This is a genomic window from Desulfovibrio sp. 1214_IL3152, assembly GCF_036763055.1.
GTDB lineage: Bacteria > Desulfobacterota > Desulfovibrionia > Desulfovibrionales > Desulfovibrionaceae > Desulfovibrio.
The window spans coordinates 1-13,842 of sequence record NZ_JBAIYW010000358.1 but is presented as its reverse complement, the minus strand read 5'-3'; the positions used below and the strand labels follow the sequence as shown (position 1 = coordinate 13,842).

Annotated in this window: 7 protein-coding genes and 1 riboswitch; of the genes, 4 read left to right on the top strand and 3 right to left on the bottom strand. The window is 54.8% G+C overall.

All coding sequences use genetic code 11. The features are described 5' to 3' along the window. Positions 1–319: 319 nt before the first annotated feature. The gene (locus V6C07_RS07655) at positions 320–1,243 is read left to right on the top strand and encodes a diaminopimelate dehydrogenase (RefSeq protein ID WP_333535780.1); all 924 of its coding nucleotides are present in this window, start codon (positions 320–322) and stop codon (positions 1,241–1,243) included. A gap of 491 nt (positions 1,244–1,734) precedes the next feature. Here V6C07_RS07655 and V6C07_RS07650 read toward each other — a convergent pair whose 3' ends face one another. From V6C07_RS07650 to V6C07_RS07640, 3 genes are all read right to left on the bottom strand, one after another. Next, positions 1,735–2,166 carry an ACT domain-containing protein gene (locus tag V6C07_RS07650; RefSeq protein ID WP_333535779.1) on the bottom strand — a complete coding sequence of 144 codons (432 nt, stop codon included), beginning with the start codon at positions 2,164–2,166 and terminating at the stop codon, positions 1,735–1,737. A 26-nt stretch (positions 2,167–2,192) separates the two neighbouring features. Beyond that, the gene (locus V6C07_RS07645; RefSeq protein WP_333535778.1) at positions 2,193–2,402 is read right to left on the bottom strand and encodes a twin-arginine translocase TatA/TatE family subunit; all 210 of its coding nucleotides are present in this window, start codon (positions 2,400–2,402) and stop codon (positions 2,193–2,195) included. A gap of 223 nt (positions 2,403–2,625) precedes the next feature. Further along, positions 2,626–10,977, bottom strand: coding sequence for a VCBS domain-containing protein (locus V6C07_RS07640; RefSeq protein ID WP_333535777.1), 8,352 nt, complete (start codon positions 10,975–10,977; stop codon positions 2,626–2,628). A 373-nt stretch (positions 10,978–11,350) separates the two neighbouring features. Continuing rightward, positions 11,351–11,409: riboswitch (Fluoride riboswitch) on the top strand. Positions 11,410–11,515: 106 nt separating this feature from the next. Here V6C07_RS07640 and V6C07_RS07635 point away from each other — a divergent pair. The 3 genes from V6C07_RS07635 (at position 11,516) to V6C07_RS07625 (ending at position 13,580) form a co-directional block, all read left to right on the top strand. Continuing rightward, on the top strand, positions 11,516–12,691 hold the full coding sequence (locus V6C07_RS07635) for an MFS transporter (RefSeq protein ID WP_333535776.1): 1,176 nt from the start codon (positions 11,516–11,518) through the stop codon (positions 12,689–12,691). A gap of 14 nt (positions 12,692–12,705) precedes the next feature. Then, positions 12,706–13,095 (top strand): fluoride efflux transporter CrcB, encoded by a 390-nt coding sequence (crcB, locus tag V6C07_RS07630; protein WP_333535775.1) that lies wholly within the window; start codon positions 12,706–12,708, stop codon positions 13,093–13,095. A gap of 155 nt (positions 13,096–13,250) precedes the next feature. Next, the gene (locus V6C07_RS07625; RefSeq protein ID WP_333535773.1) at positions 13,251–13,580 is read left to right on the top strand and encodes a DUF190 domain-containing protein; all 330 of its coding nucleotides are present in this window, start codon (positions 13,251–13,253) and stop codon (positions 13,578–13,580) included. Positions 13,581–13,842 lie beyond the last annotated feature (262 nt).

The window sequence follows — 13,842 nt, the reverse complement described above, 5'->3', positions numbered from 1 at the left end:
TACATTCTCAAAGTTTAAGTCACGCTCGCTTCGATGCTTAACCGCGCAAGTAAATTGCGCTTGCATCTTTGCGGCGGGCGACTGCTCACGCAGCCGCCAGAGCAATTTCAAAGTGAAATTGCTCTAGTGCGCAGGACTGTTTGGCTTTTTATCCAGGGGCCGGATCATTATGGGAACTTACGGCGGTAAGTTCCTTTTTTTGGGAAATTTTTTGGTACCGCCGGTTGGCCGTATGAAACGTCAGTTTTTGAAAAATAAATAATACGGCGGATTTTATGATCCGCATTTGTACTGAAAACAAAGAGCACTGGAGGAGTATATGAGTACTGTCAAGGTTGCGGTACACGGTTTGGGCAATATCGGCAAGGCTGTCATAGATTGCCTGCTGTGCGCCCGGGATTTTGATTGTCTTGGTGTCGTGCGGCGTGCTTCTTCCTTGGGCGCGCAGCCCTTCTCTTTGCGTGGCGTACAGGATTATGCCTCCATTGATGCGTTGATTGCCGACCGCGGCACACCCGATGTGGTCATCATTTGCGGCCCTTCCAGAAATGTGCCGCAGGACGCGAGCCACTATTTGGCAAAGGGCATCAACACCGTTGACAGCTTCGACATCCATTCTGAAATCCCTCAGGTGGTGACAGATCTGGACAAGGCCGCCAAGGCCGCGGGCAAGGCGTGCATAACCGCAGCAGGATGGGACCCGGGAACAGATTCCGTGCTACGTGCGCTTTTTGAGGCCATGACGCCCACAGGAACAACATTCACCAATTTTGGCCGGGGCCGCTCCATGGGACATTCCGTGGCTGCCAGGGCAATCGACGGTGTGGAAAATGCCTGTTCCATCACCATTCCCATTGGCGGCGGCAAGCATTCGCGCCTGGTCTACGTTCTTCCCGCTGCCGGGGCTTCTTTTACCGATATCAAGCAGAGAATCGCAGCTGACCCATATTTCAGCAATGATCCTTTGGACGTGCGCGAAGTGGGCAGCCAGGAGGAACTGGACGCTGTGGCCGATAATTCTCATGGCGTGCTTATGGAGCGCATCGGCGCTTCCGGCAGTGTTTCCAACCAGCATCTGAGCTTTGATATGCGCATTGATAATCCGGCCCTGACGGCACAGGTTCTTGTGTCCTGCGCACGGGCCGTGACGCGCATGACCCCTGGTTGCCATACGCTCATCGATGTGCCGCCCGTGGCCTTGCTGTCTGGCGACCGCATGAAAAATATTGCCCGTCTGGTTTAGAGCAATTTCACTTTGAAATTGCTCTGGCGGCTGCGTGAGCAGACGTTCGCTACGGAGGCGTAAGCGCAGTTTATCTGCGCGGTTAAACGCCGAAGTGAGCGCGCCTTAAACTTTGAGAATGTATATTCTCAAAGTTAATCTGCTCTAATGACGTAGCGTTTAACGACGTGGATGAGCAGGGCAGGCGGTCTGTGGGGGGCGCGTTCTTGATCTTCACTGTTGCCCGCACGGTCGTCTGCGCTGTTTCGAAGTTCATCTGTGGCGCAATTCATTGATAAGTTTGTGATACTGACAGAAACTGCACCCGTCCCCATTGCCGAACTTTTCCGGCCCATGAGGGGAGAGGAATATGGGGTCGCCCAGAGAAAAATCCCCTTCAGGAGTGTTCCTGAAGGGGATTTTTCATGATCTTCAATGCCGTGCGCAGGCTTTGCGCAAAGCCAGATTTCAGAATGTCATTGCGCAGCCCTGCCAGGTCTGCCGCCGGGGGGCTATCTTGCGCAAAGGCGGGCAGCAGGAATGATGGTAAAGTTGTTTGCCAGCAATACTTCAACAGCCTGGTCCACCTTGTCGAAACGGAAGATCATGACGGCGCTTTCTTCTTCACGCTGAACAAAGGCATACATATATTCAACGTTTATGCCGTTGCGCGAAACAAGCTGCAGAACGGAATCAAGGCCGCCGGGGGCGTCTGTGACTTCCACGGCAACCACGCTGGTGCGGCCCAGGGTAAAGCCTTTTTCTTTGAGTATGGTCTTGGCCTTTTCATGGTCGCACACAATCATGCGCAAAATACCAAAATCCGAAGTGTCCGCGAGGGAAAGCGCCCGGATATTGATGCCGGCTTCTGCCAGGGCATGCGTTACTTCCGCGAGGCGTCCGGCCCTATTTTCCAAAAAAACGGATAACTGCTCTGCTTTCATGACAAAATCCTTTATATCCGGCCGACTCAGGCTTTATGGCTGGTATCGTCATCAGTGGAAGAAGGCTTTTTGTCCTTTGGCGTGATGTCGATTTCATCCGGTTCGGAAGACGCACGGCGGAAGTTGCGGATGGCTCTGCCAAGTCCGCCACCGATTTCCGGCAGTTTGTTCGCGCCGAAAACCAGCAGAACAACCACCAGTATGAGCAACAATTCTTGCATGCCAATGCCGAACATGCGGCAAGCCTCCGTTATGGGGTTGGGCTAAAAGCCGGATTGCGCCTCAGAACATAAGCCGCACAGGCCCGGAGGTCAAGGTGGCATATGATTGAGGTCAAGGGCAGGCGGCATGGACGTGGCTGAAGGACAAGGCCGCGGGCGTCCGTCTGCGGCACAAAAAAGGCGGGCCTTTTTCCTGATATCAGAAAAAAGACCCGCGCAATCAGAGTATGGCTTTTACTTATGCGCCTTCGGCCAGCACTGCCTTGGCAACCAGTATGGTCATGTCGTCATTGGTAAACGCCGCATAATCATTGGACATACTGTCTGGCGTCTGGTCGGCGCTGGCGCTCCAGCCAGAAGACAGCACGATTTTTTCATCGTTGTTCAGGAGCACTCCGTGGTTTTTGAGGTCGGACAGGCTGGTCAGCCCCTTTCCGCCATCCGTCACAAAGATTTCGATGTTCTGGATGGTATTGGTGGTGGGGTTGGCAAACAGGCTGTCAAGGGTCTCCTTGTCAGCACCGATCATCAGGTCAATGCCCGTGCCGCCGTCCATGACAGTATTGCCGGCGCTGAACACGAGCACGTCATTGCCTTCACCGCCGTAGAGCTGATTGCTGCCCGTGCCGCCGTCAAGGTAGTCATTGCCGGCGCCGCCATACAGGGTGTCGTTGCCGTCACCACCAAACATGGCCTCGTTGCCGATGCCGCCCTTGATGACATCATTGCCGCCGGAGCCGAGCAGCAGATTGTCCGAGCTGTCACCGTACAGTGTGCCGGGTGTATCGAGCGCCTTGACGGTGTGGTCGCTGCTGACAGTGATCTCAAGCTTGCTGTCCACTGTTTCCCATCTGTCATGCACGGTGGTGGTGAAGGATTCATTCAGCGTGCTGCCCTTGTCCAGATGCTGCACAGTGGGATTGCTCATATCCAGTTCATACGTGTATTTGCCGGTGGCGCTGTCAATGGTGAGCGTGCCATACAGCCCCTGCAGGGTGATGGAACCCGAACCGTCATCAACGCCGCCTTGCAGCCCGTAAGTGAGCACGTCGTTGGCATCAACATCGTGCCCATGCAACTGCCCAATAATCTGGGAACCGTTGAGGGCAAAAGGCACATAGATGTTGCCGCCGGCCTCTTCGAGCACAGGCGTGTTGTTGGTGCCCGTGACGTTGACGGTTACGTCCTTTGAAGCCCAGCCGCCCTTGCCGTCAGAGACAAGCACCGCAAAGGTATCACTGGCGAGCTGCCCCTGCGAAAGCTGGTCTGCGCCCGCGTGCAGAACATAGGAGTATGTTCCGTCCGCAGCGATGGTGACTGTGCCGTAGGTTCCCTTGTAGGTCTGACTGTTGCTCGATCCTGCATTGGCGGCACCCACAAAGTAGGACAGGGAATCATTGGCATCAATGTCGGTGGCAAAAACCTGCCCGTTGATCGCCATGCCGCTGCCTTCGGTGATGTCAGTATTGCCGGGTTCCCACGAGGAGATGACCGGAGCGTCGTTGGTTCCTTCAACCTTGACGACAATATCCTGTGTCGTGTTGTTGCCCTGGGGGTCGGTGACCTGAATGGTGAAGCGGTCTTCCACCGATTTCCCCTTGCCCAGAGACTGCACGCTGCTCAGATCGTTATCCAGCTGATAGGTATAGGTTCCGTTGGCGTCAATCACCAGCTTGCCGTAAACGCCTGTGGCTGTTCCCGCGAAGCTGCCGCTGCCGGTGGTGGAAACGCCGAAGGTGTGGCTGCCCATATCCTTGGCATCGTCCAGCACGGTGACAGTGGAGTGGCTGTGGAGGATTTCATCTTCCTTGACGGTGAGGTTTGCAGCCATCTTGATGACCGGCGTGCTTTCCGTGCCTGTCACGCTGATGGTTACCGTTTCCTTGGCCAAAGCCCCGTGTTCGTCCTTGACGAAAATGGTAAACGTTTCTTCGCGTACTTCATCGGGATTGATGACCAGTGCCTTGTCTTCAATAAGGCTGTAGGTATATTTGCCGTTGTTATCGATGCTCAGCGTGCCGAACTGCCCCGTAACCTTCTGGGAAGAGCTGTTGGTCGCGCCGTCGCTGCCCACGTAGTACGAGAGTCTGGCTCCATAGTCCACGTCGGCTCCCACAACGATTCCGCTTACCGCGCTGCCGCCTTCGGTGGCGTAGAGCGCAGGCTCAAAGGATTCGATGGTAGGGGCGGTGTTGGTTCCCTTGATGGTGACGACAATGTCTTTCTGTACTGTTTCAGCGCCATCGCTGACGTATACGGTAAAGGTTTCCGTTGTGGTCTGACCCTGGGCGAGCTTGTGAATAGCAGGGTTGGAATCATCAAGCGTGTACGTATAGTTGCCATTGCTGTCGATGGTCAGGGTTCCGTACTGCCCGGTGGCGATTGAGCCTTGCGTGCCGTCCTTGACGCTGACGCCGAAGTTGTGCGTGTCCGTGGCGTCCACGTCGCTGAAGATCAGCGTGGCAGAACTGGTAAGCGATGTGCTTTCCGTAACGGTCAGTCCAGGGGCGCTGGTGATGACAGGGGCATCGTTTGCGCCGTTGATGGTTACCGTAAGCTTGGTTTCAGTGGTTTTGCCGTGTTCGTCCCTGACCACGACAGTAAAGGTTTCGGTCTCGTGATCGTTCCGGCCCAACGCCTGAACCGCCGGATCGGCGTTGTTCAGCACATAAAGGTACTGTCCGGTGGCCGAACTGATGGTGAGCGTGCCGTAACTTCCCCGGGCGATCTGGTCTGTCTGGCCGTTGCTCTCGATAAAGTACTGCAACTGCGCGCCAGCGTCAGGATCCGTAGCTTCCACCTGGCCGGAGGCAAAGACCATGTCGCTTCCATTCGGCCCGGTTCTTACGTCGTCTTCCGTAACTTCGGCAACGGCAGCCTTTACTTCCGGCGCGTTGTTTGTGCCGGTAATGGTGATGACAACATCACGGGCATCTGTCAGGCCGTCACTGTCCGTGACAGTTACCGTGTAGGTAAGATCGACCGACTGCCCCAATGCCAGTTTTTTAACCGCATCACTGTCGTTATCCAGCGTGAAGGTATATTTGCCGTTGGCATCAATGACAAACTTGCCGTAAGCATCGTTGCCGCCAACGCCGGTGGAAGTGAACGTATGGGTTTCGTGGGCATCTTTGTCGTGCACCATGCTCTGGCCGGATACGTCGGTACCGTCCTCCGCGATGCTCAGGCCGTTGTCCACAAAAAGAACCGGGGCGTCATTGGTTCCCTTGATTGTCACGTCAAGGGGTTCAACAACGGTGGCGCCATGCTTGTCCGTCACGGTGACATAGAATGTGTCCGTGAGATGATCATCTTTATGCAGGCCCTGAACGATATCAAGCCCGTTGTTGAGGGTATAGGTGTACTCGCCGGTGTCGCGGTTGATAGTCAGCGTGCCGTATTGACCCTGCACAACAGTTTGCAGCGGTCCGGTGTTGCTTGTAGCCGCGCCGTAGGTGATGCCTGTGTCTACATCGTCATTGACCTGAACATGGCTGCTGTCAGACAGGGCAGAGTCTTCCGTAACGGTCAGGTTGGTTACCGTGGCTGTGGGCGGAGTGTTGTCACCCTTGATGGTAATGACAATCTCCGTGGGGGCGGAAGTGTCGCTTGAAGCATTACCGGAGTTGTCTTTCGCGACAACGGTGAACCTTTCTTCCAGGGTCTGGTCAGCATTGAGTCTGGCGTGGCCGGTATTCAGGAAGTATTGGTACTCTCCCGTATCCTTGTCAATGGTGATGACGCCGTGGTCTGTTTCGATCTTGTCGACCAGGTTGCCATCCTTGTCTTTAAGGAAATAGGACAGGGTGTCGCCTGCATCAATGTCGGTCGCTTCCACGCTTCCGTTTACACCGGTACTCTTGGCAATATCCTGACCCTCTGCATGCACGCCGCCAGGAGTGGTGATGCGCGGCTGGTCGTTGGTGCCTTCAACGGTGACAGTGATATCTATCTTGCCTTCCTGGGGATGATGCACCGTGAAGGTTTCGGTCTTGGTCTCACCATCGCGCAGGCTTTGTACGGCGGTGCTGTCGTTATTGAGCACATACGTGTAGCTGCCGTCAGGCTTGAGAATAAGAGAGCCGTACAGGCCGGTATTGGTCAGTACAGCATCTGTGCCGTCACTGTTTTTCAGATAAAACTGATCAGTAGGGTCGCTGCCGTCTTGCAGCGTAAGCTTGCCGCTGGCGGTTATATAGCCGTCATTTATCCCGTCTGCGTCCACATCCTCTTTGACGTCAAGGTCAGTGACCTTGAGGTTCTGCGAAGGGGTGTTGCCCCCCGGATCATTTGGGTCAATAGGGTCGGTCGGACCACCGCCGCCAGAGCCGCCGCCGGGACCCTTGCCGATGACATTGATGGTGATGGTGGCATCGTCAGTGGCTCCGTGGGGGTCAATAACGCCCACCTTGAATTCTTCCGGGACGTTTTCGTCTTTGCCAAGCTCCTTATACGCGGAGCCATGTATATTAAGATGGTACGTGTATTCTCCGGTCAGGGTGTTGATGGTGATGCTGCCGTATTTTCCCTCAATGGTCTGCACATACTGGGCGTCATCGCCTTCGCCCTTTTCGAAGTAGAACTTCAGTTCGGAAGCGGGGGAGTCGTTGGTGTAATATTTGTTGTCCACGTCTGTGGCCCGGACCTGTCCGGAGGTCTGCAAGGAAGTCGCCGGCCCGTCGGGCTGCCAGTCCTTGGCTGTGAAGACAGGGGCATCGTTGGTGCCTGTAATGACCACCGTAATGGAGCCGTCAACGGAACTGCTGATGTCCTGACCTGTACCGTTGGTGTGTCCGGTTGTGAGAGTGACATCGAACTTTTCGTTCACGCTGTCGCCCACGTTAAGGTACTGGACGTTTTCGGTGTTCAGCTTGTAGGAGTACGTGCCGTTCGCATGCAGGGTCAGCGTGCCGTACGTGCCCTCAATTTCAATGGAATCGTTGCCGGTAAGGTTTTTGCCGTCGGCCGAGATGCTCACCAGCTTGTCGTCAGCGTCCTTATCATCCCATACGATAGTGCGGGTTCCCGACTGCTCGGTATCTTCATCCAGAACCACAACCGCCGTTTCCATCGTGGGGTCGTCCTGGGTTCCCTGAATGGTGACCTTTATGTCGCCATCCACAAATGCGCCGAGGTTGTCGGTGACGCGCACCACAAAGGTATCATCAACAAACTGGCCTTCAGACAGGAACTGCACCTTGTCATTGTACAGATGGTACGTGTAGCTGCCGGTGAATGTTTCCAACTGGATGTACCCGTATTTGCCCTCAATGGTCTGCGCTGTGCCGCCATCGTAAACAAGACTGTAAGTGAGGGTTTCTCCGTCAGGAAGATCAACGTCGGTAGCCTCAACCTGCCCGGTGGCAACAGTCGTGCCGCCGTCTTCGTGAAGTTCCTGATCCTGTGTAGAGCCTTTGAGTTCAGGCCTGTCGTTGGTACCCACGATGTTGACGGTGATATTCATCTCGCCGGTATTGTCATTGGGGTCAACAGCAACAATGGTGAAACCGTCACTTGCGTGCTCATTGGCTTGAAGTTCATTGACCGCGTCGCTGGCATCATTGAGCGTGTAGGTATATTTGCCGGTATCGGGATCAATGGTGACAGTACCATACGTGGTGACAAGCGTGGTTTCATGTTTGCCTTCGCTGTTGACAAAGTAGTATTTCAGGTTTTCAGTCTCGCCCTTGTCGGGGTCAACAGCCTGAACCTTGCCGGAAACAGTGCCGCTGCCCTGATATTCTTCGTTACCGAAGTAGTTGGTGAGCTTGTCGCTGGCATCTACCGTACCCACGCCGGATTCACGTACCTGAAACACTTCGGACGGAACAATGAAGGCCGGCGCGTTGTCCTGCCCGTGTACGTTGATGACAAGCTGCTTGTTGTCTGTAGCGCCGTGCTCGTCAGTTACCGTAACGGTGAAAATATCTTTCACCGTTTCGCCGGACTTGAGTTCCTGAACGGTGCTGAGGCTGTTGTTCAGGGTGTAGGTATACTTGCCGGTGGCCGGATCAAGTGTGAGCGTGCCGTACTTGCCCTGAATGACCGCGCCGGGAAGAAGCGTGGGGGGAGCGCCGTTGGCATCGGTAATGGAATAGGTAAGTGTGGCGCCGTAGTCTATGTCGCTGCCCTCGGCGGAACCTTCCACCTGGAAAAACAAATCGTTTTCCATCAGGTCATGCTGACCCATGTCTGCCAGTTCGGGCCTGTCGTTGGTTCCTACCACGGTGATATTAAGGTCGCTCACGCTGGTTGCGCCCTTGTCATCCGTAATCATGACAGGAAAGCTGATGGTGACGGTTGAGCCTTGCGGCAGTCTGTCCGCAGCGCCGCCTGCCGTGGTGTCAAGTTCAAACGTGTACGAACCGTCGGCCTTGAGCTCCAGGGCGCCGTACTCGTTTTTGATGACCACCTGGGTGGCGTCTTCAGAAACCACGGTATTGGTCAGCCCGTTGGGCACATTGTTGCTCTGGGCCGTGCCGCCGAGCTTGACCGTGCCGACCTCGGTTACACCCTTGGTACTCCAGCCGGTTTCAGTGACCACCCGGTAGGTGTGGGTGGCGCCGTCATCCTTGTCGATGACGTTGCTGCCAAGAGCATCAGGGTTGTTGAGTTGCCCGCTGATGGAAACCTTTTCATACTGGTAGGAACCGGAATCACCGGCGACATCTCCCGGGGTGTCGCTGGTGTCCTCGTTGCCGTCGTGTACGCCGGAGTCCTTGAGCCACTGGGCGTTTTCAACCGCAAGGTAGGGCCTGTCGTTGGTTCCTTCAATGTGGACATTGATGTCGTGTGATTCCGGGTCGCTGTGCCCGTCAGTTACCGACACGGTGAACTTGTAGTCCACATTGTCGCCCTCGGCCAGATGGTCAGCCTTGGCGTTGTCCAGCTTGTAGGTATATTCGTAGGTGATTTTTTGCTCACCGGTGGCGGGATTCACAGTGCGGCGGGGAATGATGGTCAGAACGCCGAATTCTGTTGTGACAGTCCATGTGCCATTGGTTCCGGCAATGGCGTTGCAGCCGGGTATGGCGTTGCCGTTGCTGTCGGTGATGGTGGCAGTGAGCACATCGGAAGCATCCTTGTCGCTCACGGAAAAACTCTTGCCGGCCGAAGAGGTTCCCTTGATTTCATAGTTGTTGCCGGCATGGCTCTGGGTCTGGCCGGGATTGTTCACCGCCGGGTCAGTCTGCGCGCCCACGCCGCTTTCCTTGAGCACAAGGGGGCCTGAACCCGAAGTGTCGATGGTGGGAGCGTCATTGGCGCCGTTGATGGTCACGGTGATGGTCTGGCTGGAATTGGCTCCCCATTTGTCGGTGACGGTAACTTCGAAGGTTTCCACCTTGCTCTGGCCTTCGCCGAGCCTCTGGACTTCGGAACTGTCGTTGTTCAGGGTATAGCTGTACGTACCGTCAGGGTTGACGGTCAGTGTGCCGTACTTGGTGCTGAACGTGGAGGTTTCGCCAAAATCGCCGTTGTCGGGGCTGCCCTGAGTGTCCGAGCCGGAACGGATGGAAAAGGAGTGGTTGAGGTTGTCCTCACCAAAGGCCCAGTGCCCGTCGCTGTCCGGATCGAAAACCGCGTAGGTTCCGGGGGTAACGATATTGGTGTCTTCTGTTACCGAAATGTGGCCGTTTCCGGCATCGGTAACGCTGATGATGGGGCGGTCATTGGTTCCCTCAATGGTTACCGCTATTTCGCCCCTGACCACGCCGCCACGGCCATCGGAAACGACCACATTGAATTTTTCTTCAATATTCTGATCGTTAACGCCAAGAAAATCGCATTTGCCCTGGTCGATGGTATAGGCATAGGTGGGCGGCACGTCATTGGTGTTGAGCACCAGGGTTCCATAGGCCGTGACAAGGGTCTGCACGCCATTGGACATGGTGTTGGATACAATGCCGGATGCCGTGTAGGGGTCTGCAGCTTCAAGGCGGTATTGCAGCACGTCCTGGGGATCGGGATCGCTTGCGTATATCTGACCCTTGGCGCTGGGGGTTCCGGCAATGGGAGTATTGGGGTTGGAAGAAGTGGATGTGGGACCGACACCGGACTCTTTAAGGTTCAGGTGATCGGTATGCGCTCCGATTTCCGGCGGCTCGTTGGGTTCGGGCGGCAGGGGGGGCACAATGGTGTCGGCAGCAGGCGAGACAGTGGCAAGAAAGCCCAGACCGTTTTCGGATTGAGAACCAGCGCCGGAGCCGTCAATGCCCATGTCCAGGCCATTCAGGTGGTCAATGCCGTCCATGAGGGCGGAATCTCCCCATTCGCTGTAGCGGGCCGAGCGTTCGGCGGCAGTGGGGCCGGCTGCAGGCGCGAGGTCAGGAGCAAAAGCGCTGAAAAAATCTGCGCTGCTCACAAGTTGACCCTCTACTTCAAAATCTGGCGCATTGTCCTTGTTGTATTCGGAGTAAAAACTCTCAATACGTATGCTGGAGCCGTCGTCAAAGGTGAACAGCAAATCATCTCCCGACCGTTCAAGGCTTGCCTGATCAGCGGGAAAATTTAATGCAATTCTGGAGTCAGGCGCTGCTGTAACAAGAGTTTGTTGTGAAACGGCGGGACGGGAAAGGATAAGAGTAGGCATGGATGATCTCCTGAACGTTTGCTCGGCAAAAGCAGTCAGAACTGCCGCCGGGGCGAAACGCCTCGTAAAGCATGTACGATGAACTGCGTGGCCGATTCAAAAGAAGGCGGGATGGATTATGGAAGGGGGCAGATTGACTGCCCGAGGCCAGATATGCGGGAGACGCCTGACCCCATGTCGCCTGTTTTTTAGCGCGACATTGTGGAAAGAACTTTAGCCAAGGTTAGCAGCTAAAGTGTTTTGCTATGTAATAACGATTATTGGTTAACACCATTTTGCGTTATAGTCAATCCACGTAACGAAGTTACCTCCAAATTCGCGCGGCCCCTGCTGCGGTAAATAAAAATTTACTTTTGGCTTTGCCGGGCGTATGCATTTGACAGGGGATGGAGTTCCCCTTGAACCGCGTTCGCTGATGACTCCTACCAGACCTTGAAAGGTGTTGGTAGACTATTTTCAGGCAACCACACCATGATGTGGCTGCCTTTTTTGTTTCCGGTTTTTTGTCGGCGCCCAACAATCCGCCGGGGATATGTTTATGATAGCGGCTCTTTTGAGACTGCCCAAGAATATCTGGCTTATCGGCCTCATCAGCCTGTGCAATGACAGCGCCAGTGAAATGCTGTACCCCGTTGTCCCGCTCTATGTCTCTTCCGTTCTTATGGCAGGGCCGAGGGCGCTGGGGATTATCGAGGGGGTTGCCGAAGCCGCGTCGAGCCTTCTCAAACTTTTTTCAGGGGTGCTTGTGGATAAGACTCGCACCACAAAGCCCTGGATTGTGCTGGGCTACAGTCTTGCTGGTTTTTCCAGACCCCTGATAGCTTTTTCGGGAAGCTGGGCCGGGGTTTTGTGTATTCGCTTTGCTGACCGGGTCGGCAAGGGCTTGCGCACTTCGCCAAGGGATGCTCTTTTGGCCTCCTGCGCCGCTCCGGAGCAGTGCGGCTTGGCTTTCGGCCTTCATCGGGCCCTGGACAATGCGGGGGCAGTCATCGGGCCGTTGTTGGCCTTTGCCTTGCTTGCCAGGGAAGTGCCGCTGCAACACGTTTTTTTATGGGCTTTGCTTCCGGCCGTTATCTGTCTTGCGCTTTCGCTGGCCTTGCGTGAACCGGCTGTGGCGCGGCAAAAAGAAACCGCAGCCTTTGATTGGCGCTTGAGTGGCATGCCGCCGGTATTTAAGCGCTATCTTGTGGTGGTGGGGATTTTCACGCTCGGCAATTCATCCAACATGTTTCTTTTGCTGCGGGCAAAAGATCTGGGCATTGCAACAGAGATGATTCCTCTGCTGTGGGCGGCGGTATCCGCCATAGCCATGCTGTTTTCAGTACCGTTGTCTGCGCTTTCAGACAGAGTGGGGCGTATGCCCGTACTTTTTGGCGGCTATCTGGCCTATGCCCTTTTTTATCTGGGTATGAGCAACTCTGGTGACAACATGGCCGTGCTTTTGTGGCTGTTCGGCTTTTATGGGCTTTTTATGGGTGCTGCTGAAGGCGTCGAAAAGGCCTTTGTTGCCGACCTCGTGCCGGAAGGGCGGCGTGGCTCCGCTTTTGGCTGGTTTAATCTTGCCGCGGGCTTGCTGCTTTTACCGGCTTCGGTGATTTTTGGTTTTCTATACCAGGAAATATCTCCTGCCACAGCCTTTATTTTTTCGGGATTGTGCTCCGCATTGGCGGCTGCTCTTCTGAAAATACTTGTTGTTCCTGCGCACAAGCGGTGACAGAGGGAGAATATATGCTTAAGACCCTTGTCCTCATAAGTATCGGGGCGTCTTGCGGGGCCGTTTTACGCTGGTTCCTGGGAGTCATGCTGAATGCCGTTTTTCTTCCCATACCTCTGGGAACACTGGCGGCTAATCTGCTTGGCGGCTACCTTATAGGTGTAGCTGTCAGCGTTTTCAACGCGCTGCCCACCGTGGGGCCGGAGATGCGGCTGCTTGTCATCACCGGATTTCTTGGTGGTCTGACGACTTTTTCAACGTTTACGGCAGAAATCGGCGCCCTGCTGCAGGGGCAGCGCGTCATGACGGCCGTGGCTGCCATTGCACTGCACGTTGGCGGCTCACTGATAATGATGTTGCTCGGCATGGGAACGTTCGCTTTTTTACGATCCTGCTTTCGCTAGAGCATTTTAACTTTGAAAAAGTGTAAATGCTCTAACGCTGCACGAAAGTGCAGCGCGCCACAATGTGGCGTGGATTCAGCCGAAAATCGCACTTTTAGGCTGAATGAACACTTTGAAATATGAAGCATTTCAAAGTTAATCTGCTCTAGGAGGTCATGATGCACGGCTATCAGCTTACATTTTTTACGCAGCAGGGGCGTGTTCACGGCATGTTAAGCCTTGCGGAATGGCTGCTTCAGCAGGCCAGGGCGGTGGGAATCAAGGGGGCCACTGTGGCAGCGGCACAGGGAGGCTACGGGCGGAACGGCAAGTACTACTCGGCCCATTTTTTTGAAATGGGTGAACAGCCTGTGGAAGTGACTATGGCTGTGAATCCGGCACAGGCGGAACTCTTGTTCGCAAAAATTGAAGAAGAGCGGCTCGGTATTTTTTATATAAAAATACCCATTGAATTTGGCATCACCGGAGAAAACCGGAAAGATTAGGGCGTGTTTGCTCTGCAATTGTTCTGGCGACTGCGTGAGTAAGCGCAATTTATTGCGCTGTTAAGTGCCGAAGTAAACTTTGAGAATGGGTTCTTAAAGTTAGTCTGCTCTAGGCTGATGCTGCGCTACAGCTGCGCTAGAGCAATTTAACTTTTAAATTGCTCGGACGGCTGCGTGAGCAGACGTTCGCTACGGAGGCGTAAGCGCAGTTTATCTGCGCGGTTAAACGCCGAAGTGAGCGTGCCTTAAACTTTGAGAATGT

Excerpts from the sequence above, each read along its gene's own strand:
- V6C07_RS07655 (WP_333535780.1), top strand. The coding sequence starts at position 320 with ATGAGTACTGTCAAGGTTGCGGTACACGGTTTGGGCAATATCGGCAAG.
- V6C07_RS07650 (WP_333535779.1), bottom strand. The coding sequence starts at position 2,166 with ATGAAAGCAGAGCAGTTATCCGTTTTTTTGGAAAATAGGGCCGGACGC.
- V6C07_RS07645 (WP_333535778.1), bottom strand. The coding sequence starts at position 2,402 with ATGTTCGGCATTGGCATGCAAGAATTGTTGCTCATACTGGTGGTTGTT.
- V6C07_RS07640 (WP_333535777.1), bottom strand. The coding sequence starts at position 10,977 with ATGCCTACTCTTATCCTTTCCCGTCCCGCCGTTTCACAACAAACTCTT.
- V6C07_RS07635 (WP_333535776.1), top strand. The coding sequence starts at position 11,516 with ATGATAGCGGCTCTTTTGAGACTGCCCAAGAATATCTGGCTTATCGGC.
- crcB (WP_333535775.1), top strand. The coding sequence starts at position 12,706 with ATGCTTAAGACCCTTGTCCTCATAAGTATCGGGGCGTCTTGCGGGGCC.
- V6C07_RS07625 (WP_333535773.1), top strand. The coding sequence starts at position 13,251 with ATGATGCACGGCTATCAGCTTACATTTTTTACGCAGCAGGGGCGTGTT.